This is a genomic window from Dietzia sp. IN118 (assembly GCF_032905965.1).
Taxonomy (GTDB): domain Bacteria; phylum Actinomycetota; class Actinomycetes; order Mycobacteriales; family Mycobacteriaceae; genus Dietzia; species Dietzia kunjamensis.
Map to the genome: position 1 here is coordinate 3111558 of NZ_JAUMSR010000001.1, position 26931 is coordinate 3138488.

General features: G+C 70.9%; 23 protein-coding genes. 11 read left to right on the forward strand and 12 right to left on the reverse strand.

All coding sequences use genetic code 11. The features are described from left to right. Nucleotides 1-95: 95 nt before the first annotated feature. Complete coding sequence (locus tag Q2K20_RS14845; RefSeq protein WP_067714951.1) at nucleotides 96-1670, forward strand: FMN-binding glutamate synthase family protein; 1575 nt, start codon at nucleotides 96-98, stop codon at nucleotides 1668-1670. Here the strand turns inward: Q2K20_RS14845 and Q2K20_RS14850 are convergent. Genes Q2K20_RS14850 through Q2K20_RS14860 form a run of 3 tightly spaced genes read right to left on the reverse strand, consistent with a single transcriptional unit; the run spans nucleotide 1667 to nucleotide 4354 of the window. Further along, nucleotides 1667-2302, reverse strand: a complete 636-nt coding sequence (locus Q2K20_RS14850; RefSeq protein WP_317176900.1) for a hypothetical protein — start codon at nucleotides 2300-2302, stop codon at nucleotides 1667-1669. The two genes, Q2K20_RS14845 and Q2K20_RS14850, sit on opposite strands and share 4 nt — an antisense overlap. Before the next feature lie 46 nt (nucleotides 2303-2348). After that, the gene (locus tag Q2K20_RS14855) at nucleotides 2349-2831 is read right to left on the reverse strand and encodes a DUF779 domain-containing protein (RefSeq protein ID WP_194307384.1); all 483 of its coding nucleotides are present in this window, start codon (nucleotides 2829-2831) and stop codon (nucleotides 2349-2351) included. Then, on the reverse strand, nucleotides 2831-4354 hold the full coding sequence (locus Q2K20_RS14860; RefSeq protein ID WP_067714957.1) for an aldehyde dehydrogenase family protein: 1524 nt from the start codon (nucleotides 4352-4354) through the stop codon (nucleotides 2831-2833). Before Q2K20_RS14860 ends, Q2K20_RS14855 begins: the two co-directional genes overlap by 1 nt. A 214-nt stretch (nucleotides 4355-4568) precedes the next feature. Here Q2K20_RS14860 and mftM point away from each other — a divergent pair, with 214 nt between their 5' ends. Next, a complete protein-coding gene (gene mftM, locus Q2K20_RS14865; protein WP_317176901.1) occupies nucleotides 4569-5402 on the forward strand; it encodes a mycofactocin oligosaccharide methyltransferase MftM in 834 nt (277 codons plus the stop codon). Between the two features lie 60 nt (nucleotides 5403-5462). Here mftM and Q2K20_RS14870 read toward each other — a convergent pair whose 3' ends face one another. The 7 genes from Q2K20_RS14870 to Q2K20_RS14900 all read right to left on the reverse strand — a co-directional run bounded on the left by Q2K20_RS14870 (nucleotide 5463) and on the right by Q2K20_RS14900 (nucleotide 14118). Continuing rightward, complete coding sequence (locus Q2K20_RS14870; RefSeq protein ID WP_269502984.1) at nucleotides 5463-6134, reverse strand: MadR family response regulator transcription factor; 672 nt, start codon at nucleotides 6132-6134, stop codon at nucleotides 5463-5465. Continuing rightward, nucleotides 6131-7498, reverse strand: a complete 1368-nt coding sequence (locus Q2K20_RS14875) for a GAF domain-containing sensor histidine kinase (RefSeq protein WP_067714959.1) — start codon at nucleotides 7496-7498, stop codon at nucleotides 6131-6133. Before Q2K20_RS14875 ends, Q2K20_RS14870 begins: the two co-directional genes overlap by 4 nt. Continuing rightward, nucleotides 7495-8658, reverse strand: a complete 1164-nt coding sequence (locus Q2K20_RS14880) for an iron-containing alcohol dehydrogenase (protein WP_317176902.1) — start codon at nucleotides 8656-8658, stop codon at nucleotides 7495-7497. The genes Q2K20_RS14875 and Q2K20_RS14880 overlap by 4 nt, the downstream gene beginning before the upstream one ends. Before the next feature lie 25 nt (nucleotides 8659-8683). Beyond that, entirely contained in the window at nucleotides 8684-10216 is a 1533-nt protein-coding gene (locus tag Q2K20_RS14885) for a VWA domain-containing protein (RefSeq protein WP_067714962.1), read from the reverse strand. After that, complete coding sequence (locus Q2K20_RS14890; protein ID WP_067714965.1) at nucleotides 10213-11286, reverse strand: MadB family AAA-type ATPase; 1074 nt, start codon at nucleotides 11284-11286, stop codon at nucleotides 10213-10215. The genes Q2K20_RS14885 and Q2K20_RS14890 overlap by 4 nt, the downstream gene beginning before the upstream one ends. 121 nt (nucleotides 11287-11407) lie before the next feature. Beyond that, nucleotides 11408-12679: an NDMA-dependent methanol dehydrogenase gene (gene mdo / locus Q2K20_RS14895; protein WP_067714967.1), complete on the reverse strand. Its 1272-nt coding sequence runs from the start codon at nucleotides 12677-12679 to the stop codon at nucleotides 11408-11410. A gap of 227 nt (nucleotides 12680-12906) precedes the next feature. Continuing rightward, nucleotides 12907-14118 (reverse strand): GAF domain-containing protein, encoded by a 1212-nt coding sequence (locus Q2K20_RS14900; RefSeq protein ID WP_082923828.1) that lies wholly within the window; start codon nucleotides 14116-14118, stop codon nucleotides 12907-12909. Nucleotides 14119-14268: 150 nt separating this feature from the next. On the opposite strand from Q2K20_RS14900, the gene Q2K20_RS14905 reads away from it, so the two are divergent. Continuing rightward, nucleotides 14269-16059, forward strand: a complete 1791-nt coding sequence (locus Q2K20_RS14905) for a long-chain fatty acid--CoA ligase (protein WP_317176903.1) — start codon at nucleotides 14269-14271, stop codon at nucleotides 16057-16059. Nucleotides 16060-16120: 61 nt separating this feature from the next. Here Q2K20_RS14905 and Q2K20_RS14910 read toward each other — a convergent pair whose 3' ends face one another. After that, nucleotides 16121-17929 (reverse strand): AMP-dependent synthetase/ligase, encoded by a 1809-nt coding sequence (locus tag Q2K20_RS14910; protein WP_069390383.1) that lies wholly within the window; start codon nucleotides 17927-17929, stop codon nucleotides 16121-16123. A 174-nt stretch (nucleotides 17930-18103) separates the two neighbouring features. Here Q2K20_RS14910 and cysK point away from each other — a divergent pair, with 174 nt between their 5' ends. The 5 genes from cysK (at nucleotide 18104) to Q2K20_RS14935 (ending at nucleotide 22201) form a co-directional block, all read left to right on the forward strand. Further along, entirely contained in the window at nucleotides 18104-19039 is a 936-nt protein-coding gene (gene cysK / locus Q2K20_RS14915) for a cysteine synthase A (protein WP_163375280.1), read from the forward strand. Further along, nucleotides 19039-19647, forward strand: a complete 609-nt coding sequence (gene epsC / locus Q2K20_RS14920; protein WP_205475691.1) for a serine O-acetyltransferase EpsC — start codon at nucleotides 19039-19041, stop codon at nucleotides 19645-19647. The genes cysK and epsC overlap by 1 nt, the downstream gene beginning before the upstream one ends. Nucleotides 19648-19739: 92 nt before the next feature. Further along, on the forward strand, nucleotides 19740-21062 hold the full coding sequence (locus tag Q2K20_RS14925; RefSeq protein ID WP_163375278.1) for a glycosyltransferase 87 family protein: 1323 nt from the start codon (nucleotides 19740-19742) through the stop codon (nucleotides 21060-21062). Next, nucleotides 21010-21831 (forward strand): formate dehydrogenase accessory sulfurtransferase FdhD, encoded by an 822-nt coding sequence (gene fdhD, locus Q2K20_RS14930; RefSeq protein ID WP_083249846.1) that lies wholly within the window; start codon nucleotides 21010-21012, stop codon nucleotides 21829-21831. The genes Q2K20_RS14925 and fdhD overlap by 53 nt, the downstream gene beginning before the upstream one ends. A gap of 49 nt (nucleotides 21832-21880) precedes the next feature. After that, a complete protein-coding gene (locus Q2K20_RS14935) occupies nucleotides 21881-22201 on the forward strand; it encodes a rhodanese-like domain-containing protein (protein WP_069390379.1) in 321 nt (106 codons plus the stop codon). On the opposite strand, the gene Q2K20_RS14940 is transcribed toward Q2K20_RS14935, so the two are convergent. Then, nucleotides 22179-23834, reverse strand: coding sequence for an MFS transporter (locus tag Q2K20_RS14940; RefSeq protein WP_317176904.1), 1656 nt, complete (start codon nucleotides 23832-23834; stop codon nucleotides 22179-22181). The genes Q2K20_RS14935 and Q2K20_RS14940 overlap by 23 nt on opposite strands. Before the next feature lie 85 nt (nucleotides 23835-23919). Here Q2K20_RS14940 and Q2K20_RS14945 point away from each other — a divergent pair, with 85 nt between their 5' ends. The 3 genes from Q2K20_RS14945 to Q2K20_RS14955 all read left to right on the forward strand — a co-directional run bounded on the left by Q2K20_RS14945 (nucleotide 23920) and on the right by Q2K20_RS14955 (nucleotide 26903). Next, on the forward strand, nucleotides 23920-24507 hold the full coding sequence (locus Q2K20_RS14945) for a TetR/AcrR family transcriptional regulator (RefSeq protein WP_172812124.1): 588 nt from the start codon (nucleotides 23920-23922) through the stop codon (nucleotides 24505-24507). Further along, entirely contained in the window at nucleotides 24504-26315 is a 1812-nt protein-coding gene (locus Q2K20_RS14950) for an NTP transferase domain-containing protein (protein WP_067714994.1), read from the forward strand. The genes Q2K20_RS14945 and Q2K20_RS14950 overlap by 4 nt, the downstream gene beginning before the upstream one ends. Nucleotides 26316-26438: 123 nt before the next feature. Continuing rightward, nucleotides 26439-26903, forward strand: a complete 465-nt coding sequence (locus Q2K20_RS14955) for an RrF2 family transcriptional regulator (protein WP_067715137.1) — start codon at nucleotides 26439-26441, stop codon at nucleotides 26901-26903. The last annotated feature ends 28 nt before the right edge of the window (nucleotides 26904-26931 follow it).

Sequence of the window (26931 nt, forward strand, 5' to 3'; positions counted from 1 at the left end):
TCCGTCGCGGTTGGGGTGGTCTCATCGAACCACGCGGCCCCGCCCGGCGGTGTGGTCCATGATGGAACCGTCCCCGCCCCCGACTGGAGGTCGACATGCGCAAGTGGCTCCTCGGCGCGCCCCTGGCCGCCCTGGCCGCGGTCGCGGCCACGGACCTGCGGCAGACCAGGTTCCCGATCCTGCGGACGTTCCCCGTCCTCGGACACGCCCGCATGGCGCTGACCGCCATCGGACCCGAGCTGCGGCAGTACATCGTCGCCAGCAACGACGAGGAACGGCCGTTCACCCGGGATCAGCGCGACTGGATCTACGAGTCCGCCGAGTCCCGGGGGACCACGTTCGGGTTCGGTACGGACAACGATATCGAGTTCCTCGAGGGCTACCCGATCATCAAACAGCGCACCTTCAGTGACGTCACCCTGTCCGCGCTCCCCCATTCCGGACAGCAGCTCCCGCTCCCGCCCGCCAAGGTGCTCGGCGCCGCCCGCGGCCGGGCCCGCGCGTTCCGGCCGGACTCTTTGGTCAACATCTCGGCGATGAGCTACGGCTCGCTCTCCGCGCCCGCGGTCGAGGCTCTGGGTCGGGGTGCCGCCCTCTCGGGAGCCCTCCACAACACGGGTGAGGGCGGCCTGAGCCCCTACCACCAGAACGGCGCGGACCTCATCTTCCAGATCGGCACCGCCTACTTCGGGGTCCGCGACGACCGGGGACGGTTCGACATCGACAAGCTGGTCGCGCTCACCGAGAAGCACCCGATCCGGGCGATCGAGATCAAGCTCTCCCAGGGCGCCAAACCCGGCCTGGGCGGGCTCCTCCCCGCCGCCAAGATCAGCGAGGAGATCGCTGCGATCCGCGGGATCCCGATGGGTGAGGACTGCGCGAGCCCCTCCCGGCATACCGCGTTCAGCGACGTCGACTCGATGCTCGACCTCGTCGAGGACATCGCCGACCGCACCGGCCTGCCCGTCGGCATCAAGTCGGCCATCGGCGACATGACCTTCTGGGAGGAACTCGCCACGGCGATGGTCCCGCGCGACCGCGGCGTCGACTTCATCACGATCGACGGCGGGGAGGGCGGCACCGGCGCCGGTCCGCTCGTGTTCACCGACGCGGTGTCCTTGCCCTTCCGCCTCGGCTTCCCGCGCGTGTACTCGGTCTTCGCCGAGGCGGGACTCACCGACGACGTCGTGTTCATCGGCGCCGGCAAGCTCGGCATCCCGGAGAACGCCGTGGTAGCGCTCGCACTGGGCGTGGACATGATCAACGTCGCGCGGGAGGCCATGCTGTCAGTGGGGTGCATCCAGGCGCAGAAGTGCCACACCGGCGGCTGCCCCACCGGTGTCGCCACCCAGAACCCGTGGCTGGTGCGCGGGGTGGAGCCCACCGCGATGGCCGAACGCTGCTCCAACTACATCCGGTCGCTGCGTCGCGAACTCGTCAAGGTCGCCGGCGCCGTCGGCGTCCCCCACCCCGGCCTGATCGGCCCCACCGACGTCGAACTCGCCCGCGGCACCCGGGACTCGCACACGCTCGCCGAGATCTACGGCTACGGCGACGGCTGGGGGCTGCCCGGGCCGGACGACGCGCGGGCCGTCACCGAGATCATGGTCGCCGCCGGCGTCGCCGAGCACACCGCGGCGATCACCCCGCCGGGCGTCGAGCCGGACTAGTCGCTCCCGGCGGCCCCCGCGCGCAGCAGTCCCAGCTCGCGGTTGAGGTTGGCGTGGGCCTGCTTCTCCCACATGTCGCGACCCGCGCGGGTGAGGAACACGGATTTGCGCTCGAGCAGTCCCTCGAGCGCGGCGATCCGCCCGGCGACAAATCTCTCGCCCGGGACGTGGGCGAACTCGTGCCGCACCTCCGCGGCGTAGGTGTCGTAGGTCTCCGGGTCTGCGCCCAGGACGGCCAGGTCGGCGTCCGAGAGGACGGCCCCGTCGAGGTCCCCGGGCTCGACCCGGTGCCCGCCCATGAGACGGACGAGGCGCGCGACCTCCTCGACGGGCGCGGCGGGGTCGAGCAGTTCCTCGGCCAGCGCCGCCGACTTCTCGTTGTTCTCCGCGCCCGCGGGATCGAACACCGCGGCGTGCAGCCACGCGGCCAGTCGGACCGCCGTGGCGTCGAAGGTCTCCCCGTCCGCCTCGAGCGCGTCCACGGCCCGGAGCACCGCCCGCAGGTGCGTCTCGTTGTGGTACCGCCGCTGCGGCTCGTTCCAGCGTCTCAGCAGGTCAGCCCGCAGCTCGGGGGTGAGGAACCCGACGGGGGCGTCGAGCGGGTCAGCGGAGGCCGTGCGATCCGTGTCCATGGTCGGACTCTACCGCCGAACCTGCGCTGATCCGCGCCGGATCGGGTTACTCCTCCAGCTCCGAGCCCAGCCTCGGTGGGAACTCCTCGAGTGCGGCGAGCTCGGCGGTGTCGAACGTGCGGGCCCTGGACAGGAACCGCTTGCCGGTGGGGTTCTCGAGGCTGAACCCCGAGCCCCGTCCCGGGATCGCGTCCAGCACCAACTGCGTGTGTTTCCACGTCTCGAACTGGGAACCCGAGATCCACACGCGGACCCCGGGTGCCAGGTCCAGCTCCCCCACCAACACGTCGCGCTGCCCCACACGGAACTCACCGTCGGGATAGCACATGGGCGCCGAGCCGTCGCAGCACCCGCCGGACTGGTGGAACATCACCGGGCCGTGCCGGCCGACGAGCTCGCGGATGAGCTCGACGGCCGGCTCGGTCGCCACGAGGCGCGGCGGTAGGTCGGCGGGCGCGCCCTCCGGGGGGAGCGCCCGCGCGGCGATGCGCACGCTCCCGCCCGAGGGCAACCCGCACACGTCGTCCATCAGAAGAAGCCCTGCGGCTTGCCCGAGTAGCTCACGAGCAGGCACTTGGTCTGCTGGTAGTGGTCGAGCATCATGCGGTGGTTCTCGCGGCCGATGCCGGACTGCTTGTAGCCGCCGAACGCCGCGTGCGCCGGGTACTGGTGGTAGGTGTTGGTCCACACGCGGCCGGCCTGGATGGTGCGGCCGGCCCGGTAGGCGGTGGTGCCGTTGCGCGACCACACACCGGCACCGAGTCCGTAGAGGGTGTCGTTGGCGATGGTCATGGCGTCGTCGAAGTCGGTGAACGAGCTCAGGGACAGGACCGGCCCGAAGATCTCCTCCTGGAACAGCCGCATCTTGTTGTGACCGCGGAAGACGGTCGGCTGCACGTAGTAGCCACCCGCCAGGTCACCGTCGAGCTCCGCCCGGGCGCCGCCGGTGAGCACGTCCGCGCCCTCCTGCTTGCCGATGTCGATGTAGGACAGGATCTTCTCCAGCTGATCGCCCGAGGCCTGCGCGCCCAGCATGGTGTCGGTGTCGAGCGGGTTGCCCTGGGTGATTTTGTTGGTGCGCTCGATCGCGAGTTCGGTGAACTCGTCGAAGACCGACTTCTGCACCAGCGCGCGCGAGGGGCACGTGCACACCTCGCCCTGGTTGAGGCCGAACATCGCGAACCCCTCGAGTGCGGCCTGCCGGAAGTCGTCGTCGGCGTCCATGACGTCGGCGAAGAAGATGTTGGGGCTCTTGCCGCCCAGCTCGAGGGTCACCGGGATGAGGTTCTCGGAGGCGTACTGCATGATCAGCCGCCCGGTGGTGGTCTCGCCGGTGAAGGCGACCTTGCGGATCCTCGGGTTGGAGGCCAGGGGCTTGCCCGCCTCGGCGCCGAAGCCGTTGACCACGTTGAGCACGCCGGGCGGGATGAGGTCACCGATCACCGACAGCAGGAACAGGATCGACGCCGGGGTCTGCTCGGCCGGCTTGAGCACCACGCAGTTGCCCGCGGCCAGTGCCGGGGCGAGCTTCCACACCGCCATGAGGACCGGGAAGTTCCACGGGATGATCTGGCCGACCACGCCGAGCGGCTCGTGGAAGTGGTACGCCACCGTGTCCTCGTCGATCTGTGAGATCCCGCCCTCCTGCGCGCGGATACACCCGGCGAAGTAGCGGAAGTGATCGATCGCCAGCGGGATGTCGGCCGCCAGACACTCGCGGATCGGCTTGCCGTTGTCCCACGATTCGGCCAGGGCGATGGCCTCGAGGTTCTCCTCCATGCGGTCGGCGATCCGGAGCAGGACCAGCGAGCGCTCGGCGGCGGAGGTGGCGTTCCAGGCCGGGGCGGCGGCCCACGCGGCGTCCAGGGCCGCCTCGATGTCCTCGGAGGTGCCGCGGCCGACCTCGCAGAAGACCTGACCGGTGATCGGGGTGACGTTCTCGAAGTACTCGCCCTTGACGGGTGCCACCCACTCGCCGCCGATGTAGTGCTCGTAGCGGCTCTCGTAGGACATCACCGAACCATCGGCGCCGGGCTGTGCGAAAACGGGCATCGTGCCCCTCCTTCTCCTCCGCGCGACCCCCGTGGTCGTCGCTGTGATGTAGGACACTATCCGCGGCGGGGTTGCAGCAACGTTGCACGACGGACGATTCCGTCCGACTCCGTGCGGGCACTGCCCGACCGGACAGGCCCCCACCCGTTCGACCTGCCGGAATCCACCGCATCCCCTCGCCGCGGACGTCCCGACCGCCCTACCGTCAGCCCCCATGGAGACCACCGCGAGACCCGGGGCGACCCGAGAGATTTCCGCGATCCGGGGCGGACCGGGCCGACGCTTCGGGGCGTTCACCGTCGTGGCCGACGCCCATCGGGTACGGATCGGGCACGACCTCAGCCACGACGAGGTGAGCGAGGCGGTGATCCCGGCCATTTCCCGAGACCTGCTCGACACCGGGGTCCTCCACACCGTGGACGAGTTCCACCGGGCCGTGACCGCGCTCGTGACCTCCCGGGACGGGAGCTGGCAGGAGTGCTGGTCCGACTACTACCGGTCCTCGATCGCAGCACTGACAAACGGCCACTGCCCGTTCTCCCCGGTCCACGACCGGGCGGTGGCGGAGTTGGTCGGCGACTCGGCGCTGGAGATCGGGTGTTGCTTCGGGTTCCTGTCCCTGCGGCTCTCACGGGAGGGGGCCGGGACCATCGCGGCAGATCTGGACCCCACCGTCCTCAAGCTGCTCCGGACCTGCGCACCGGCCGGTGACACCCTGCCGACCCCCGTCTGTCTCGACGCGCGGACGACTCCCTTGGCGACGGACACCGCGGACACCGTCTACCTCGTCCACGTCCTCGAGCACCTCGACGAGGACGCCGGCTGGGACATGGTCCGCGAAGCCCTCCGTCTGGCGCGACGCCGTCTGGTGATCGCCGTCCCCTTCGAGGCGGTGGCGGTGGCACAGTACGGGCATGTCCGGACCTTCGACATCCCCACACTGACGAGCCTGGCCGCCCGGATCGCGACGGTCGGACACGGCCGGTCGGCCGGTATCCGGACGAGGGTCGACGAACACCACGGGGGATGGCTCGTGGTGGACACGTGAGTCCTCTCGCCACCCGCCCTACTCCAGCCCCGCTCGCCTCCCACCCCCGCCCGTCGCCGGTCAGAGCAACCCCTGCCGACTGGCCACGTACACCGCCTCGGCACGCCGGGAGACCTTGAGTTTGCGCAGGATGTTGCTGATGTGGAACTTGGCGGTGGTGGCCGAGATGAACAGGGCCTGACCGATCTCCTTGTTCGACATCCCCTCCGCCAGCAGCGTCAGGACCTCGATCTCCCGGGCCGACAGGGCCTCGGACGCCGAGCCCCCGCCCTTGAGAGCGTCGAGCACCATCGACGCGGTCCGGGTGTCGAAGGCGCTCTGCCCCGCCGACACCGACCGGACGGCGGTCACCAGCTCGGTGACATCCACGTTCTTGACCACGTACCCACGTGCTCCGGCCCGGACCGCACGCACGACTATCGCCTTGTCGAGGAAGGTGGTGAGCACCAGCGGGGCGACGTCGGGGAACAGGTCCCGGACCGCTGCACAGACCCGCAGTCCGTCGAGTTCGGAGCCGCTCCCTAGTTTGAGGTCGATCACCGCGACGTCCGGGCGGGTCGAGGTGATGACCTCCAGCGCCGAGTCCGCGGTCGACGCCTCCCCGACCACCTCGATATCGGGTTCCCGCTGCAGCATCAGCCGCAGCCCTTCTCGGAGGACCGCGTGATCGTCCACCAGGACGGTGCGGATCGTCGCCGGTGGGGTCATGGGGCCGGCCGCCGACGGGGTCATCGGACCGGCCGCCGGTCCGCACCGTCGACGCGGGGCGCCACCACCGTGATCGCCACCCCGCCCAGCTCGGACTCCGCGATGCTCATCACGCCCCCCACCAGTTCCGCCCTCTCCCTCATGTTGACCAGCCCGTGGCGCTCGTCGGGGGACCCGGTCCGGGCCGCTTCGAGCAGGTGGCGCAGGTCCTCCGGCCGGCCCTCGCCGTCGTCCTCCACGGTCAGACCCACGGCCTCGTCACTGAAGTCCACAGTCACCACCACTCCGTTCCCCCGCGAGTGTCTCGCGGCGTTCGCGAGCGCCTCACCGGCGATCCGGAGCAACTCGTGCTCGATCTCGTGGGTCGTGGGGAACTCGCTGCCGAGGAGCCTGACCTCGGTGGACATGCTCGACGGGACGTGGAGACGGCAGAGATCCTCGATCAGCCGACTCAGGCTCCCGTCACCGTCGTCGATCGTGCGGAGGGCGTAGATCACGGACCGCAACTGTTCGACGGCCTGGTCGGTCAGATGCACCGCCTTCTCGAGCAGCGGCCGCTGCTGCTCGGCCCGTCCCACCGCGTCGAGGCCGAGTTGGAGATGCATCCCCGCGCCGAGGACGAGCTGGGACACGCTGTCGTGGAGTTCCCGGGCCATCCGCGACCGTTCCACGTCGAGGATCCGCTGGCGATGCGCGGCGTCGAGCTCCCGGTGGGCGATCTCGAGTTCGGAGTTCCGCCGGGACAGCTCCACCACGTGCCCCCGGGCCTCCTCGTACGCCTCCTCCGCCCGCGCGAGCAGCGTCTCCTTGTCCCGGAACAGGACGGAGTTGTGCAGGGCCACGGCCGCCTGCGCGGCGAGGATCCGCAGGACCACGGTGTCGATGTCATCGGCCGGTCTCCCGGGGTGGCGCCACGACGCCAGCCCGCCGATCACCCCGCCGTGCAGGATCAGCGGCACGGTCACCGCGTCGGGGCCGCCGGCCTCGGCCACCTCGGCGGAGCGGCCGCCCCGGAGCACCGCGAGCAGGACGTTGACCACACCCTTGGGCAGACCGTCCGGCACCGGCGCGAGATCCCGCCCCTCGAACGCCACGAAGCGCCCCTCGGGGTCCACGAGGACGTGCCGTGGTTCGACGGACGGGAGCTGACCGTCCCGGAGGGCCACCAGCGCCCACTGGGCGTCGAGCTGGTCGTACGCGACCCTGAGGACGGACAGCATCAACTCCTCGGGCCCCTCGGCGGTCCGCACCAGCGCCCCGGAGACGCGATCGAGTGCGTGCATGGACCGTCGCAGCCGCGATTCGGCCGCACGGTACTGGTCGAAGAAACTTCTCTTGACCGACCGCAGGCCGAGGAGTGAGTCCAGGTCCGTGGGCCCCTCGGTCATGACGCCTCCCGATAGAGCCGTTCGACGTCCTCGAGGGTGACGGGACGCGGATTCGTGGCCATGCAGAGATCGTCGAGCGCGTGCGCGGCCAACGTGGGGATGTCCTCGCCCCGGACTCCCAGGAGCGAGAGTCCCGACGGGATCCCGACCGACGCGGAGAGGTCCCGGAAGCGGTCCGCGACCCGGTCCGTCACCTGGCCGCCCCGGGAACCGACGGTGACGCCGGCCGCGCGCGCCAGGCCGGCCATGCGGTCCGGAGGCATCACCACCCCGTTGTGTCGGACGACATGGGACAGCAGGACCCCGTTGATCTGGCCGTGGGACGAGTCGTACCGCCCGCCCACCGGGTGGCTCATCGCGTGGACCGCCCCCAGCACGGCGTTGCTGAACGCCATCCCCGCCTCGAGCGACGCCAGCGCAATGTCCTCCAGCTGCACGTGACTGAGCCTCTCGCCGGCCGCGAGCCTGTCGAGCGACCGCGCGCACAGCTCCACGGACCGCAGGGCGTGGGAGTCCGTCAGCGGGCCCGCCGCGCGCGAGAAGTACGCCTCCACCCCGTGCGAGAGCACGTCGATCGCGGTCGCCGCCCCCACGTCCTCGGGGACGGTCGCATGGGTACTCGGGTCGATGACCGTCACGTCCGGCACCAGCGACCGACTCACGATGGTCACCTTGGTCCGGCGGTCCGAGTCGTTGACCACGCAGAACTGCGAGACGTCGGCCCCACTGCCCGCCGTCGTCGGCACGGCCACCACCGGGGGCAGCGGCAGCCGGACACGGTCGACCCCCTCGTACTCGAGGACGTGCCCGCCGTTGGAGACGACGAGCGCGACCCCCTTGGCGGCGTCGATCACCGAGCCGCCGCCCACCGCCACGATCACGTCGCACCCCGAGGAGTGATAGGTCTGCGCGCCCTCGAGGATCTGGGACGCGCGCGGGTTGGGGCGGACGTCGGACCACACGACCGGCTCGGCACCCTGTGCCCTCAGCCCCTCGACGACCGTGCCCGGCCACGGGGTGAGTTCGAGCCACGGATCGGTGACGACGAGGGGGCGACGTGCGCCCAGTCCCATGGCGGCGGTCGCGGCCTCGGGCAGGGCTCCGAAGCCGAAGAGGATCTCCGGCGCGTGGAACTTCGCCACCCGGCCTTCCGACGACATGACCTCACGATAGGCCCGGGGCATCTCAGGCGAGCGAGCTTCCCAGCAGACCTGCCCGTTCGGACAGTTCCGCGGGGTCACGCGCGGTCACCACCCCGTCCAGGTATCGCGCATACGCGCTCAGTCCGCACGTGGGCCGGTTCCAGTACCTCCGGGCCTCCGGGGTGATCCACGCCATCCGGTGGGCCCGCCTGCTGATGCGGCCCACCAGGTCCTCCCGCGGATCGAGCCCGTTGCTCCGCCCGTCACCCACGATGAGGACCGAGGTCCGGGCGTCGATCAGGTCGCCGTTGCGGTCGAGCAGCTCGGCGAACATCCGGCCGTAGTCGCTGCTCGCCTCGAGATCCAGTCCGGGTGCGGACAGGACGGTCGCCAGCGCGTTCTCGCCGGACGACGACAGGAGGTGGTCCGTCACGTCGACGGGTCGGTCGACAAAGGCGACGACCGAACACCGGTTGACCTTCTGGTGCAGGCTCTGGGCCAGCCGCAGGACGAAGCCGGTGACGGGCCGGACCGAGAGCGACACGTCGACCAGGATCAGCAGCTTGAGCGGACCGGGGACGCGGGTCCGGTTCATGATGGTGAACGCCTCGCCGTCCGTCGCCCACGCCCGACCCAACGTGGAGCGAGAATCGAGCAGTCCGCGGGCGAACGGTCGCGATCGTCGGCGGGGGGCGCCACGGATGCGGCGCATCACCTCGTGGGACGCGCGTTCGAGGTCGGCGCTGTCGGTCACCTCCCGGCCACCCCGGACCTCGTCGTCGTCGACACGTCCGTCGGTGGCGTCCTCCGGGAGGCTCTTCAGGAACGCGAGCACCGCGTCGACGAACATCCCCGCCTGCTCGCCTCTCAGATCCCCGCCGTCGTCACCGTGCGCCGCATACACCTGACGGGCGTCGTAGCCGTCGAGGGTCCGCAGGACGTCGAGCGCGTCCGCCCATTCCAACGACTCCTCACCGGACACCGAGATCGCGGAGGACCCCATCTCGCCGACATGGTCCGATGACGCGCGGTCCACCTCGATCTCGTAGGTGACCGAGGACTGCCACCGCTCCGCCCCCTCCTGGACCGCGAACTCCTCCTCCCCGGTCGCGGTCGAGAAGTCTGAGTCGTCGTAGTGCATGTCCTCGTTCCGCCGGCTCGTCTCGTCTCCCTCGACCAGATCCCCGATCTCGGCCGGGTCCAGGTCCGACGGGGTGGAGGGCGAGGACTCGTCCGTGTCCAGCTCCAGTTCGTCGGGCAGTCCGCCCACCTGCGGGGCGCCGCCGTGGGCCCCTCCGGCGTCCTCGGTACGGGTGGTCAGCACGCCCAGGAAGAAGCGGTCGAACACCGCGTCGAATCCCCGGTTCTCCCGCTGGTACTTGACCGTCACCGCACGGAGCGCCGCCCGCAGGGCCTCGGGCCGGGACGTCCCGACCATCGCGAGGACTGTCCGCAGCTCCACCACCTCGGCCGGGGAGACCGCCACCTCGCGCTCCCTGAGGAGTCGGCCGAACGCCACGGAGGCGATGTCAAGGACATCCGAGGGCGAGAGGCGGGACGCCGTCCCGGTCGTCATCGCCGTCCGGTCCCGCGCCCGGCCCCGCTGCGGGCCCGACCGGCCCCGAACGCGGCGGAGGTCGACGCCCCGGTCGCATCGGCGGCCGCCCTCATGTCCCGCCCGTTCCCTGCCGGCTCCTCTCCGGGGGCGCCCCCACCGCCGAGCACGCCGCGGGCGACATCGTCGTCGGACCGGTACTTCAGAAGGGCGGCGGACAGGACCCAGCCGAGCTCCGGACCGTCTCCTCCCCACACCGACGCGGCGCGGGCCGCGTCCACCACCTCGGAGATCGACGGAGGCTTGCGCAGCGGCATCTCGCGCAGTCGCCGCGCCTTCTCCACCACATCGGCCGCCACGGTCTCCGGAACCTCCGGTGCGCGGGATCGGACGATCTCCGTCTCCCGTGCGGCGTCTGGGAAGTCCACGTGGAAGTGCAGGCACCGGCGCTTGAGGGCACTCGACAGCTCCCGGGTGTCGTTCGAGGTGAGGATCACCCAGGGGGTGGTGCGTGCGCGGTAGGTGCCGAGCTCCGGGATCGTCACCTGTTTCTCCGCGAGCACCTCGAGCAGCATCGCCTCGAGCGACTCCTCCGTCCGGTCGATCTCGTCGATGAGCAGGACCACCGGGTCCTCGGACATGATCGCCTCGAGCAGCGGCCGAGTGACCAAGAAGTCCTCACCGTGGATCCCCACCTCCATCTCCGCCAGCGCGGCAGAGGCGGCGGCGAGATCCTCGTGCACCTGCAGTTCCACCGTGATCCGATCCCGGAGCATCTGGACGTGGAGCAACTGCTTGGCGTAGTCCCACTCGTACAGTGCCCGGGCGTCGTCGAGTCCCTCGTAGCACTGCAGCCGGACTAGCCGCCGACCGAACGCGGAGGCGAGCGACTTGGCCAGCTCGGTCTTGCCCACACCGGCCGGCCCCTCCAGCAGCAGCGGCCTGTCGAGGACCGTCGCCAGGTGCACGACCGTCGCGAGTTCCCGGTCGATGATGTAGCCCGTCCCGCGGAGCGCCTCCTGCAGGACCTCCACGTCGATCACCGCGTCCGCGGGACCCACCTCGTCGGGGCGATCGTCGATGACGTCCATGGTCGGGCCCTTCCCGTGTTCTGGATGGTGGTGTCCCCCCGGGGGGCGCGCGGGACGGATCCGCTCGCCCGCCCCCGGGGAGGACCTGGTGGGGTTAGTGCGACCTGCCGGCGCGAGACGGTCAGTACGAACCGGTCATCGCGTGTTCGACCATCGGGATCAGTGACTCGACCGTGGACTCACGCGGGTTACCCGGGGTGCACGCGTCCCCCATCATGTGTTCGGCGATCCTGCGGATGTTCTCCGCCGAGGTATCGATCCTGTCGCCCTTGCCCTTGTACTTGCCCGTGTCCATCTGGTTCTTCTCGTACAGCCCGGGCGTGATCTGACTGAAGTTGTCGGGGATACCGACGTCCTTGGACAACCGGATGGCGGCCTCCACCGCGGCGTCGGCGGCCTGGACGGTCGTCATGTTGCGGGTGTCCACGCCCATCTGCGGCGCGAGTTCCGCGTAGCGCTGGTAGCGGGACGGCAGGTTGTACTCCCACACCCGGGGCAGGGCGATCGCGTTGTTCAGACCGTGGTGCGTGTCGTAGTAGGCGCTGATCGCGTGGGACATCGAGTGGATCATGCCCAGGCCGCCCGAGTTGAACGCCTGCGTCGCGATGTACTGCGCGTTCATCATCCCGGTCCGCGCCTCGAGGTTGCGGGGGTCGTACACGGCCGTCGTGAGGTTGTCCGCCACGAGTTTGGTCGCGTACAACGCATTGCCCAGCGACGGGGCGAAGTCGAGCCGCGAGACGTACGGCTCCGAACAGTGCGCGAGGACGTCGAAGCCGCAGTAGGCGGTGAAGTGCTGGGGGCAGGAGTAGTAGAGGAGCGGGTCGTCCATCGCCAGCGAGACCAGGCTGGCGTCGTCGAACGCGACCCACTTGTGCGGGTGGTCCATGTCCGAGGTGTCGGTGATCACGTAGGCCCACGAGGTCTCCGCACCGGTCCCCGCAGTGGTGGACACCGCGATGTGCGGCGGGTTCTCGAAGTTGGTGGACTTGGAGAAGCCCTGGAACTCGTTGATGTCGCGGCCGTCGTGGGCGATCACCACGCGCGCGCCCTTGGCGGCGTCGTGGCTGGAGCCACCGCCCACCGAGATGATGCCGTCGCACTTCTCCGAGTTGTAGAGGGCCGCGGCGTCCATGACGTTGTAGTCCTTCGGGTTGGACTCGACCTTGTCGAAGACCACGACGTCGAGCCCCTGATACTCGATCTTGCCCTTGAGCTCCTCGATGATCCCCGACCCGCGTAGTCCGGTGGTCATGATGAGAACCCGGGTCATCCCCAGCTTCTTGGCCTCCACGCCGAGGATGTCGTGTGCTCCGACACCCAGCAGAGCCTTGGGGAGAGGGTGGAACTCCTTGATCGGCATGTCCCAGATCTGATTCAGTTCGATCGCCATCGTGCGCCTCCTGCTCGAGCGACCCCCACCTTCGGCGGGGCGGTGAATGTGACACCGATCACTCTTGCCCGGCGGCCGCCCTGTCCGGAACAGCTACTGCGGTGTTCTGTCCACCCGGCACACACGGACAACCCGGATGGCACCGCCGCACCTACCCGAACGGACGGGCCCGGGCCGATTCGTCCCCGACATTCAGGCCACCGTCGCCGTCGCGATCCCCGCGCCCCTCACGCCCCGAAGCGCTGATCGAGGACGCGACACCGCGCCTCGGCCGCCGCGACGGTGGAGGCGTCCGCGTACCGGGACCGGGCCAGGCTCCGCCACGCGGCGAGGTCCTCCCGCCCGGCGCCGGCGACCCAGGCCCTGAGGACGGGGAGCCGATCAGCGGACAGGACCGCGGCCCGCACCATCGAGTGGAGCTCGAGCCGCAGGTCGGCCACCCCGGGAGCGTCCGAGGCCGGCAGGATAGGTCCCGGATAGGAGGCCACCGCCTTCATCACGTCCCCGGAATCGAGTGCGTCCGTGACCTCTCGGACGTCGGTGACCAGAGCGCCCGGGGCCAGGCGGTAGGGCCTCGAGGCCACCACATCCGGCCCGAACACCCGCCGGAGGCGGGAGACCTCGGCGCGGACGCTGACCTCGTCGAGCCTGTCGTCGGCGAGCAGTTCCGCGAGCGCCCCTCCCGTCAACCCCTCCGGATTCGCGTCGAGCAGGACACAGATCTCGGCATGCCTGCCGGTCAGGGCACGCCCCGCGCCTCCCGGGCCGTCCCCGTCGAGGACGCCGGCCCCCGCACCGAGCACCCGCAGCCTCACACGCCCTCCGAGGGGGTGGTCGACCCCGCCTCGCCGGGGGACGACGAGGCCGGCGGCCGTGCGCAGCTCGCCCTCGGCGAGCATCACCGTCGCCCGTATCAGCGCGAGCATCTGGTCCGAGGTGGCGCTGCTCGGGCCGGTGACGTCGATGAGCCCGATCAGTTCACCCGTGGCGGGGTCGTGGACCGGCGCCGCCGCACAACTCCATTCGTGGGCCATCTCAAGATAGTGCTCGGATCCGCGGACCCGCACCTCGGTGTCGTGCCTCAGCGCGAGCCCCGGCGCGTTGGCCCCGACCGCCTCGTCCGTCCAGACCGCGCCGGGGATGAACGCCATGGACTCCGCGCGGGACCTGACCCCGCGGTCACCGATCACCCGCAGCAGTCGTCCCCGCTCGTCCGCGACAGCGACGATGTGCCCGCTGGAGACCACCCCCGGGACGAGGACGGACTCGACCACCGGGAGGACCGACGCCATCCGGTGCTGCGCCACGTGGCGGGAGAGGTCCGGACCCTCCAGTTCGACCGACGGCGCGACCACCGTGGGGTCGATCCCCCGGTGCCTGCTGCGCTCCCACGACTCGGCCACCAGCAGGCTCGCCGCGGGTCCCGTACCCCCGAACATGACGCTAGTGTAACCCATATCACAGTAACGAGGATCACGAACCTGACGCGCCCCTCATAAACGGATCTAAACAGACCGTGATGAACACGGATGGCGAGCAACCCTCTACACTTGACAGTGATACAGGCCACACATGACCTAAGGATCGCGATGACGACCGAGTTCGCCACCCCTCCCGCCTCGAAGCCCTTCCCCGTTCCGAACCTGGCCAGACTGGTGTTCAAGAACGCGGAGGAGGCCCCGAACGACGTCGCAGTGCTGCGCCGCGTCGGTAGCGACTGGAAAGAGGTCACCTGCGCCCAGTACCTGGAGGAGGTCAAGGGCGTGGCCAAGGGCCTCATCGCCCGCGGCGTCAAGCCGGGGGACCGCCTCGCGATCATGAGCCACACCCGCTACGAGTGGTCGCTGATCGCCTGGGCGGCCTGGTCCGTCGGCGCGGTGACGGTGCCGATCTACGAGACCTCGTCGTCGGCCCAGTGCAACTGGATCCTCACGGACTCCGGGGCGACCGTCGCGGTGGTCGAGGACCTCGACCTGCGTGGGGTGCTCGCCGCGGAGACCGAGTGGCAGGGCGACATCCTCGTCATCGAGAACGATCTCGTCGCCCAGCTCACCGAGGCCGGCGCGGCCGTCTCCGACGAGGAGCTCGAGCAGGCCTCGCTGGCGATGGGCCACGAGGACCCCTGCGCGATCGTCTACACCTCCGGCACGACCGGCAAACCCAAGGGCTGCGAAATCCTGCACGGCGGGTTCGGCGGCGTCGTGGTGGCCGTGGAGGAGCAGCTCCAGGACGCGTTCGTACCCAACAGCCGCACCCTGATCTTCCTGCCGCTGGCCCACGTCCTCGCCCGCATCCTGGAGGTGGCCTGCTTCTACAAGCGCGTGGCCGTGGCGCACGAGCCGGACACCACCAAGGTCATCGAGCGCCTCGGCGAGATCCACCCCACCTTCCTGGTGTCGGTGCCGCGCGTGCTGGAGAAGGTCTACAACTCCGCCGCGGCAAAGGCAGAGAACGCCGGTGGCGCGAAGGCCAAGATCTTCAAGGCCGCCGTCCAGACGGCCATCGACTACTCCAAGGCCCTCGAGAACGGCGGCCGGCCGTCGGCCGCGCTGAAGGTCAAGCAGAAGCTCTACTCGAAGCTCGTCTACTCGAAGCTGCACGACGCACTGGGCGGCGAATGCGACCGCATCATCTCGGGCGGTGGGCCGCTGGGCGCCCGCCTGGGCCATTTCTTCCGCGGCGCCGGGTTCGACCTGCTCGAGGGCTACGGCCTGACCGAGTCCTCGGGCGTCCTCACCGTCAACCCGACCAACCGGGCCAAGATCGGCACCGTCGGCACGCCGATCCCGGGCGTCACAATCCGCATCGCCGAGGACGGCGAGGTCCTGGCCAAGGCCAAGACACTGTTCAAGGGCTACTGGCGAAACCCGGAGGCGAGCGAGGCCGCGTGGACCGGCGAGTGGTACCACACCGGTGACATCGGCGAGCTCGACTCCGACGGCTACCTGTCCATCACGGGTCGCAAGAAGGACCTCATCGTCACCGCCGGCGGGAAGAACGTCTCGCCGTCACAGCTCGAGGACCTGCTCACCTCCGACCCGCTGATCAGCCAGGCCGTCGTGGTGGGCGACAACCGCAGCTACATCGCGGCGCTCGTCACGATCGACCCGGAGACGTTCCCGGCGTGGCGGGACAGACACGGCAAGACCGGCGAGGTCTCGGACCTGCTGCAGGACGGCGACCTGGTCGGCGCGGTCCAGGACGCGGTGGACCGGGCCAACAAGTCGGTCTCCCGCGCGGAATCCATCCGCAAGTTCAAGATCCTCGCGGCCGAGTTCTCCGTCGAGTCCGGCGAACTCACTCCCACCCTCAAGCTCAAGCGCAACGTCGTGCACGACCGGTTCGACAGCGAGATCGAGTCGCTGTACACCGGCGCCTAATCCGCCGATCGTGGGAGCGCCCGGGCCCGGACGGGTTCCGGGCGCTCCCACATCCGCCCGATCAGACGTACATGCCCTCGATCTGCTCGGCGTAGTGCTGCTCGACCACGTGCCGCTTGACCTTGAGGGTCGCCGTCAACTCGCCCGAGTCCTCAGTGAAGTCGCGGGGCAGTACGACGAACTTCTTGACGCCCTCGGCGTGTGAGACCTGCCGATTGGCATCGTCCACGGCGGCCTGGATCTCGGCGCGCAGCGCGGGGTCGGTGACCAGGTCCTCGACCGGCCGGCCGCTGCGATCGTTCTCCGCCGCCCAGTTCTCGAGCTCGACCTCATCCACCGTGATCAGCGCGGAGACGAACTTACGGGCCTCACCGATGAGGACCGCGTGGCCGACGAGTCGATGCGCCCGGATCGCGTCCTCGATCTGCCCCGGCGAGACGTTCTTGCCGCCGGCGGTGACGATGATCTCCTTGGCGCGACCGGTGATCGTCAGGTATCCGTCCGCGTCGAGCGAACCGAGGTCACCGGTGGCGAACCAGCCGTCGCGGACGGCCTCGGCGGTGGCCTCCTCGTTGTTCCAGTAGCGGTCGAAGATCAGCTCGCCGGCCAGTTCCACCTCACCGCTGTCGGCGATCCGGACGCTCGTCCCGGCCACGGGTCGCCCGACGGTGCCGATGCGCTGGCAGCCGGGACCGTTCACGGTGGCGGCGGCGGTGCTCTCGGTGAGCCCGTAGCCCTCGTAGACGGGCACGCCGACTCCGCGGAAGAAGTGCGAGATGCGGTCGGGCAGGGCGCCGCCGCCGGAGATGGCGTACTCGCACCGGCCGCCGAGCGCCTCGCGGATGGCCTTGTAGACGAGCAGGTCGAGCGCCTTGTACCGGGCGGCGTGCAGGAGCGAGGGCCGGCGCGCGTCGTCCAGTCCGTCGTTGCCGCGCAGACGGCTGTCCTCGATGGCGACCGCTTCGGCGCGCTCGAAGATCCCCCTCTGCACCGCGCCCTTGGCGGCGGCCTTCGTGGCGATCCCGTCGCGCACCTTCTCGAAGACGCGGGGGACCCCGAGAATCATGTGCGGCCGGAAATCGGCGAAGCGCGGGAGGATGGTGGAGGTGTCGTCCCAGAAGCCGACGGTCGCGTCACCGAGGTAGACCGTGTAGGTCACGGCGCGGGCGAGCACGTGGGCCAGTGGCAGGAACATCAGGACCTTCTTGCCCTGCTGCGCCATCGACCCGATGGGGTGGTCGAGCAGCGCGTGACACTCCGACAGGAGGTTGCGGTGGGTGATCACGCAACCTTTGGGCCGTCCGGTGGTGCCGGAGGTGTAGATGATCGAGGCGGGGGTGTCGAGCTCGAGAGTGGCCACCGCGGCGTCCAGGGTCTCGGCCTCGACGGACTCGCCGTCGGCCTCGAGGGCCTCGAGCCCGCCGTCGTCGAGGTAGAGGATCCGGGTGCAGGTGTCGGGGACGGTCGTGTCTCCGACGACGACGACGTGTTCATCGTTCTCGGCCACGAGAACCTTCGCCGCGGAGTCGGCGAGAATCCATTCGAGTTGCCCCGCCGAGGATGACGGGTAGATCGGCACGGTGATGGCTCCGGCGGTCCAGACGGCGAGATCGACCAGCACCCATTCGAGGCGGGTTCCGGCCATGAGCGCCACCCTGTCCCCGGGCTCGACGCCGGCCGCGATGAGTCCGGCCGCGATCCTGTCCACGCGCTCGACGAGTTCGGCGTTGGAGACGGATCGCCACCGGCCGTCGACGTGATGGTCGAACGGGACCGCCCGCGGCGCCGTGGCGGCGCGCCCTCGCGCCACCACCGGGATCAGGTCGGAACGTATGAAGTTTCGCTGGGCGGGGACGGTGATCTCGCGCATGCCGGAGGCGGCCTTTCGGGCGACGATGAAAATGGAGCGCAGTCGATTATCGGCCCGCCGGGCGCTCGTGGCAATCAGGGGACCATTCCCTGGCCACACCCTCGTGCCCTGTCGTCCCATCACGTACACTCACGGATAGACAGACCTGTTCATTCTTCAGAACGGAACCCCCACATGGCGCAGATCTACTCCGACATCAGCGAGACCATCGGCAAGACCCCGCTGGTCCGCCTCAACTCCCTGACCGAGGGACTGCAGGCCACCGTCCTGGCCAAGCTCGAGTCCGCGAACCCGGCCGCCAGCGTCAAGGACCGCATCGGCGCCGCCATCATCGACGACGCGGTGGCGTCGGGCGGCCTCAAGCCGGGTGGCACCATCGTCGAGGGCACCTCGGGCAACACCGGTATCGCGCTGTCCATGGTCGCCGCGGCCCGTGGATTCAAGGCCGTGATCGTCATGCCCGACACCATGTCGGTCGAGCGCCGTGCCGTCATGCGCGCCTACGGCGCCGAGCTCATCCTCACCCCCGGCTCCGAGGGGATGAAGGGCGCGGTCGCCAAGGCCGAGGAGGTCGCGGCGACCCGCGAGAACGCGGTCCTGGCCCGGCAGTTCGCCAACCCCGCGAACCCGGACGTCCATCGCCGCACCACCGGCCCGGAGGTCTGGGAGGACACGGCCGGGGAGGTCGACGTCTTCGTGGCCGGCATCGGCACCGGTGGCACCATCTCCGGCGCCGGCGGCTACCTGCGCGAGCAGAAGTCCGACATCCAGATCGTGGCCGTGGAGCCCAAGGACTCCCCGCTGCTGACCGAGGGCAAGGCCGGTCCGCACAAGATCCAGGGCCTGGGCGCCAACTTCGTGCCCGAGATCCTGAACCGTGAGATCTACGACGAGGTCGTCGATGTAACCCTCGAGGATTCGCTGGAGATCGCCAAGCGTCTCGGCAAGGAGGAGGGCATCCTCGCCGGTATCTCGTCCGGTGCCAACGTGTGGGCCGCGCTCGAGCTCGCGAAGCGTCCCGAGAACGCGGGCAAGACCATCGTCGTCATCGTGTGCGACTACGGCGAGCGCTACGTCTCCACGATGCTGTTCGAGGACTACCGCGACTGATGTCGGGAATCTCCGACCGCCCGGTGGGGTTCTGGCGCACCCTGCGCGAGGACCTCGCCGCGGCGCGCGCCCACGACCCGGCCGCCCGCGGTGACGTCGAGAACGCCGTCGTCTACTCCGGCCTGCATGCGATCTGGATCCACCGCCTGTCCCACCGACTCTGGAACGCGGGGGGGTTCGGTCGGACCGCCGGGCGCGTCCTGTCCCAGTTCTCACGGTTCCTCACGGGGATCGAGATCCATCCCGGCGCCACCATCGGCCGACGGTTCTTCATCGACCACGGGATGGGCGTCGTCATCGGTGAGACAGCGGAGATCGGCGACGACTGCATGCTCTACCACAGCGTCACCCTGGGCGGGGTCTCGCTTAAGCAGACCAAGCGTCATCCCACGCTCGGCGACCGTGTGACCGTGGGCGCCGGCGCGAAGATCCTGGGTCCCGTCGAGATCGGCGACGACTCCTCGGTCGGCGCCAACGCCGTCGTCGTCAAGAGCGCCCCCGCCGACTCGATCGTCGTGGGCATCCCGGGCGAGGCACGGCCTGCCAGGTCCACCAAGGAGGAACTGCGCGACGCGCAGTTCTACATCGATCCGGCCATCTACATCTGAGGCGGATCCCATCGAGAAGACCGTTCCGCACGCATCGCCCGAGTGACGGCGTGCGGAACGGTCTTCTCGTTGACGGACTAGGCTCTCCGGCTGTGCGGACGCTTCCCACCACCTACTGGCTGCGCGCCCCGCTGGCGCTGCTGGCCCTCGCCTCGGTCGTCATGGTCCTGCGGGCGCCCGACGAGCGGACCCCGTGGTGGGGCATCACCGGGAACTTCCTCGACGTCAACGTCTACCGCTGGGGCGGCAGCGCCGTCCTGAACTCGATCCCGTTGTACGACGGACTGCTGACGGGTGACGACTCCGGGCGCTTCTACCCGGAGATGCCGTTCACCTACCCGCCGTTCTCCGCACTGCTGTTCACCCCTCTGGACCTGGTGACCCCGCGGCTCATGGAGGCGGCGTGGCTCGCGCTGACCCTCGCTCTGCTCTACCTCGCGGTCCGGATGTGCCTGCGCGCACTGGACTACCGCCCGGACCGGGTCACCGCCCAGGTCTCGCTGAGTCTCGCGCTGATCGCCCTGTCCACCGAGCCGGTGCGGACCACCGCGTGGTTGGGCCAGATCAACATCGTGCTGCTGGTGGCGGTGCTGGCCGATCACCTCGCCTGGAGGTCGGGCCGCCGGTGGGCGGGGATCGGTTCGGGTCTGGCCGCGGGCATCAAACTCACCCCGGCGTTCTTCTGGGCGCACTGGGTCCTCACCGGACGCTGGCGCATGGCGGTCGTCTCCGGGGCGGCGTTCGCAGGCACCGTCGCCCTCGGCTTCGTGCTGATCCCCCGCGACGCCGCGGACTACTGGTCGGGGACCCTGTTCGAATCCCAGCGGATCGGGCACGACGCCATGTTGGCCAACCAGTCCCTGCGGGGTGCCATGGCCCGTCTCGCCGGCACGGAGATGGCGCCCACCTGGGCGTGGCTGCTCGGGGCCGCGGTGGTGGCGGCCGTCGGCCTGGGCGTCGCCGCGCTGGCCCATCGCGCCGGGCACCAGCTCCTCGCCCTGACGTTGGCCGGACTGACGATGACCATGGTCTCGCCGTTCTCCTGGGGCCACCACTGGGTGTGGTTTGTCCCGCTACTCGTGCTGACCGTGCACTACGCGATCGCCGCCCGGCGCTGGTATCTCTGGCTGCTGCCGGCGCTGCTCTGGGCGGCCACCGCGAACTGGGTGCAGAGCTTCCCCGACCCGAACTTCCCGGACGACCGCTGGGTGGCGATGGGCCTGTTCATGCTCGGCGGCGACATCCCGCCGGTCATCTACACCGTGATCACCAACGCCTACCCGCTGACCTGGTTGGCCGCGGTGGGGCTCGCCGCCCTCCTGCTCCTACGCGCCGGCCCGGACGGCGCTAGGCTGCGCGACTATGGGACGGCGGACGACTCGTCACCCGGCGCGCAGGATTCTCGCCGCGGGTGACGTCAGGCGAGAGGTGGCGACGCTCGCCGTCGAGGAACCACTCGAGATCAGGGTCGGCGGCCAGCCGTTCGTCGTGACCATGCGGACGCCGGGCGACGACATGGACCTGGCGGCGGGCCACCTGGTCTCCGAGGGCGCCGTCTGGAACCGCGAGCACCTGCCCGAGATCTGCTACTGCACCACCGTCAGTGGCCGGACGGAACAGGACTACAACACCCTCACCGTGACCCTGTCACCGGACATCCCGGAGCCCCGCTCCGCGCGGGCGTCCACCATGAGCAGCGCCTGCGGCGTGTGCGGCGTTGACTCGATCGACGAGGTCCGGCGCTCGACCCACTTCCCGGCCGAGCCGGCGGAGCCGCTCATCGATCCCGCGGTCCTGCTGTCCCTGCCCGACCGGCTCCGCGAGCACCAGCGGGTCTTCGACAAGACGGGGGGCGTCCACGCGGCGGGGCTGTTCTCCCCCACCGGCGAACTGCTGTGCCTGCGTGAGGACGTGGGGCGACACAACGCGGTGGACAAGGTGGTCGGCTGGGCGTTGCGCGAGGGGCGATTGCCGCTGCGCGGGGCCATCCTGCAGGTCTCCGGCCGGGCCTCGTTCGAGCTCGTGCAGAAGGCGTCGATGGCGGGGATCTCGCTCCTGTCCGCGGTGAGCGCGCCGTCATCGCTGGCGGTGGACCTCGCCGCGGGAACCGGCGTGACCCTGGCCGCCTTCAGCCGGGTCGACCGCGCCACCATCTACACCCACCCCGAACGCATCCGCGATTGACTCACCCCAACCCTGGCGAACTAGATACCCCCCAGCGTATCTTTCAGGCATGGTTTCCACGACTGACATAGACACCTTCGCCTCCCACCACCAGGAGGGCGCCCCGCTCATCGATGTCCGCGAGCCCCACGAGTACATCGCGGGCCACGTCCCCGGCGCGCGCCTGATCCCCCTGGGCGACGTCGCTTCCGCCCCGGATGTCGCGCCCGAGGGGACCACCGTCTTCGTGATCTGCGCGTCCGGCAATCGCAGCAAGTCCGCCTGCCGGGCGCTGGAGGCCCGGGGCATTCCGGCCGTCAGCGTCGACGGAGGGACCAGGGCCTGGGCCGCGAGCGGACGACCCGTGGTCACCGGTCCGGACGCGTCGTGACCCCCTGCGATCCGGCCACCGGGTAGCCACTCGTTCCACCGGCCGCGCCGACCGGGTCGCGATCGGCGCCGACGCCGACGCCGGGTTCGGGGTCGGGGTCGCCGGGGGCGTCAGTGTCGGTGTCGGTGTCCCCGAGGGCGACGTACCCGCGACCGGGCGCGACGAACAACAGCAGGACCGCCGCGCCCGCGGCCACCATCCCCAGGGCGAAGAGCGCCGACGAGATGCCGTCCGCGAAGATCCCGGCGGCCGCGTCGATGACGGCCTGCCCCGCCGGCCCGGCCGCGGCGCCGAATTCGCGGGCGCCGGCGAAGGAACTCTCGACCGCCTGCCGGCCGGCCTCGGGGACGCCGGGCAGGACGTCGACGATCCCCGCGGCGTAGCGCCCGGCCAGGATGCTGCCCGACAGCGCGATGCCGATCGCGGCGCCGACCTCACGCATCGCGTCGTTGACGGCGGCGGCCACGCCCTGCTCGTCGGACGGGACGTCCGAGACGATCGCCGACGTGGCAGGCGCGGTCGACAAGCCGAGCCCGATACTCGCGACGAGCATGGGCCAGAGGATGTCCCAGTACCCGGAGTCCACGGACAGCCGGGAGAGGAAGACCATCCCGGCCGCGATGGCCCCCACGCCCACCACGGACACCGCCCGCAGCCCCACGGCCGCGGTGATGCGCGGGGACAGCAGCGAGAAGACCATGACCGGCACGACCATCGGAGCCAGGGCCAGCGAGGCGGACAGGGCGTCGTAGTCCTTGACCAGCTGGAGGAACTGCACGATGAGCAGGAAGAACCCGAAGATGGTGAGGAACTGCAGCGCCACCGACACCGAGCCGGTGGTGAACCCGCGTCGGCGGAAGTAACGCACGTCGAGCAGGGGGTCCGCGACGCACAGCTCGACCAGGACGAAGGCCACGACGCTCACCGCCGCAACGAGGAGCGCCACGATCACCAGCGGCTCGGAGTAGCTGGTGTGCGCGCCCTCGATGAGTCCGAAGACCACCCCGCCCACCGCGAGGGCGGAGAAGACCGCCCCGAAGACGTCCGGCCTGCCGACGCGGGAGGCCACGGACTCGCCGATGGTGAAGGCGGCGACCAGGACGACCAGGCCGATGACGGCGTACACGCCGAAGATCGCCTTCCAGGTCCACACCTTGAGCATGAGCCCGGATCCGAGCAGGCCGATGATGCCGCCGACCCCGGCGAAGCCGGCCCACATGCCCACGGCCGCACCCCGGCGATCCGGCGGGAAGCTTGCCGTGAGCAGGGACAACGTGGAGGGCATGACGAAGGCGGCGCCGACACCGGCCACCGCACGGAGCATGATCACCCACAGCGGCGAGTCCAACCACAGGGGCAGCGCCGAGGAGACGGTGAACAGCGCCAGGCCCACGATGAGCGTGGCCCGGCGGCCGAAGCGGTCCCCCAGCGCACCGGCGGTGAGGACGAGCGCCGCCAGTGCCAGCGTGTAGGAGTCGACGATCCACGTCAGCTCGGCCTGGGTGGCACCGATGTCCACGGCGATGTCCGGCAGGGACGTGTACAGGGCGGACATCGTGGCCACCACCAGGGACACGGCCACGAGGTTGACGACCAGCAGCCACCGCCGCCGACCCGCACTCATCTCCAACATATCTGCCTCCGCTCCACGGAAACGATACCGTCGGTATCGCATGGTGCGCCCACCCTAGCGCACCGGACAGGCCACAATGGAGGCCATGTCGACCCCGGATCCGCGGCGCGCCCGCTCGCAGGGCAAGTTGCTCGACGCGGCGGCGTCGCTGTTGCTGTCCGGCGGCGCGGCGGCCGTGACCGTCGACGCGGTGACCCGGCTGTCGGGGGTCGCCCGCACCACCCTGTACCGCAACTTCCCGTCGACGGACTCGCTCATCGCCGCGGCGTTCCGGCGACTGCTGCCCACCCCGACACGCCCCCCGGCCGACCTGCCCGTCCGGGAGCAGCTCGTGCACCTGGCCGCCTCGATGACGCAGCTCATCCAGGACGCGCCGCTCCAGCAGTCGATGTTGGGGTGGCTGGCGATGGGCCGCGACGCCGGTGACGACGACGAGGTGGGCAGGCTCCGCCGCAGCGTGGTCGAGTCCTATACCGAGCCTCTGCACGCCGTCCTCTCCGATGCGGAGGAATCCGGAGCCCTCATCCCCGGCGACCGCGATCTGGCCGTGGCGCAGCTGGCCGGCCCCGTCGTCCTGGCCCGGATGATCGGCCTGCGCCCGTACACCGATCAGGACGTGGAGCGACTCGTCGACGACTTCCTCCGCGGCCGCCTGGCCGAGGACGCCGGATGACGGACGGCGGCACCTCGGACAGTGCTACCGCGGTCGCCGTCGGCGCGATCGTCCTCACCGGGGGTCGCGCGAGTCGCCTCGGCGGGGTCGACAAGGCGCGACTGGCGGTGGCGGGTCGGCCGATGGTCGAGGCGGTGCTCGGCGCCGCCCGGGCGGTGGCGGGCCCCGTCCGCACCGTGGGCCCCGGGGGCGACACCCGCGAGGATCCGCCCCACTCGGGACCCGTCGCCGGGATCGCCGCGGGACTGCGGGCGCTCCCGCCGTCGGTCGACCTCGTCGTCGTCGTCGCCTGTGACCTGCCGGACCTCGACGCCGCCACCCTCCGCGCCCTCCTCGCCGCGCTCCGGCCCGCCGCCACCACCCACGCCCCCGGCGCGGCACTCGCCGTCGACGTCGCCGGGCACGACCAGTATCTCCTCGCCGTGTGGGACCGCCGCGCCCTCGCCGCGCGCCTGGCCGCCCTGGAGGCCTCCGGCGGCGTGAGCGGGCGACCGGTACGGGCCCTGTACGACGACGAGGAGGTCGTCCGCGTCCCCGTCGGCGACCCCGCACGCGACGTGGACACGTGGGCCGACCTGGCCGGACACGGACCGGTCGCGCTCCCACACGTGGGGGCCGTCCTGCGCGCCGGGCTGACCCCGCTGCCGGCGGACGTGCGCCCGCCCCTGGCAGCCGTCGGCGCGGTACTCACCTCACCGCTGGTCGCCGAGGACCCGATGCCGCGGGGGCCGGTGTCGGCGATGGACGGTTACGCGCTGGCCGGGCCCGGCCCGTGGCGACTGTCCGGTACCGCCCGCCGCGCCGGGGACGGTTCGTCGGCGAGGCTGACCCACGGCACCGCGGTGCCCATCGCGACCGGCGCCCTCGCCCCCGCCGACTGCGACCGCGTACTGCGGCACGAACTGGTGACGGTGACCCCGGCCCCCTCCGGCCCCCCGGTGGTCGCCGCCCTGCCGGGGGGCGACGGGGTGAACGACCTCCGCCCCGTCGGCGAGGACTGGCCGGTCGGTCACGAACTGGCCCCGGCGGGCGTCGAGCTCGACGCCGCACTGGCGTCCGCGGCCCTGTCCGCGGGGGTGACGGGGGTCCCGGTCCGGGGGCCGGTGCGCGCGACGCTGGTCACCACCGGTGACGAGGTCCTGCCCGCCGACACGCCGTCGCCGCTGCCGCCGGGTCGGATCCGCGACACGGTCGGCCCGCTGCTCGGCGGGGTCCTGGCGCGGGCGGGGTTCGTCGGCGTCGGCCCGCCCGGGCACTGCGCGGACACCCCGGACGCGCTCGACGCGCTGCTCGACGCCGGCTCCGGCTCCGTCGACGCGACGACCGGCGACGTGGTGGTGCTGGTGGGGGCCACCGGCCGCGGGGTGGCCGATCTCCTGCGCCCGGCCCTGGCGCGCACGGGCGCGCGGATCGTCCTCGACGGGGTCCGTGTCCGCCCGGGAGGGTCGCAACTCGTGGCCGTCCTCGCCGACGGGCGCATCCTGCTGGGGCTGCCCGGCAACCCGCTGGCGGCGGTGTCCGCGGCGGCGACCACGGGCCGGGCGCTGGTCGACGCCCTCACCGGCCGCCAGCGCACACCCGTTTCGAGGCGCGTCCACGGACTGGCCGACCTGGCCACCCCGGGCCGCTCGCGGATCCTGCCCGCCCGACCGGACGGCGCCGGCGGCTGGCACCTTGCCGACCGCGTGCGCACCGCGCACCTGGCGGATCTGGCGGGCGCGCCCGCCCTGGCCGTGGTGCCCGAGGGCGGGGGCCCCGACGCCGACGCCGGGGCCGACGACCTCGTGGAGATCATCGACTGGATCTGACCGGCCCGCGGTGAGGCGTTCCCGCAGGTCGGAGGGCGGCCCCAAATGACCAGTTCAGAAGGTATTTGAGATCACCGGCATCAAATGCGCCCGGCCAGCTCGCAATATGGCACGCTCGGCGTTGTGCAGCTGTCCCGGTCCTCCGATCTCGCGCTCCGCGCTCTCATGCGCCTCGCCGTCGCCGATGAGCGCGGCGACCGCATGACCGCCGCGGCGATCGCGGAGTCGGTGAACGCCTCGACCTCCCACGTGGCCAAGATCGTCTCCCGGCTCGTCGACCTGGGCCTCGCCGAGTCCCGGCGCGGCCGGGGCGGGGGGCTCGTCATCACCGAGGCGGGCCGACACGAGTCGGTCGGGTCATTGCTGCGCGAACTGGAGGGCCCCGGCGAGGTCGTCCAGTGCGAGGGTCCGACGCCCTGCCCGCTCGCGGGCAACTGCGGTCTGCGACGAGCCCTCGTCGACGCTCGCGAGGCGTTCTTCACCGCCCTCGACCCCCTCACCGTCGAGGGCATCGTCCGGGCACCCACCCGGCAGGTGTCCCTCAGCCTCGCCACCGCCCCACGGCCGGACCCCGGCCCGGGGTCCTGACCACCCGCATCACCCCCCACCCCGCCCC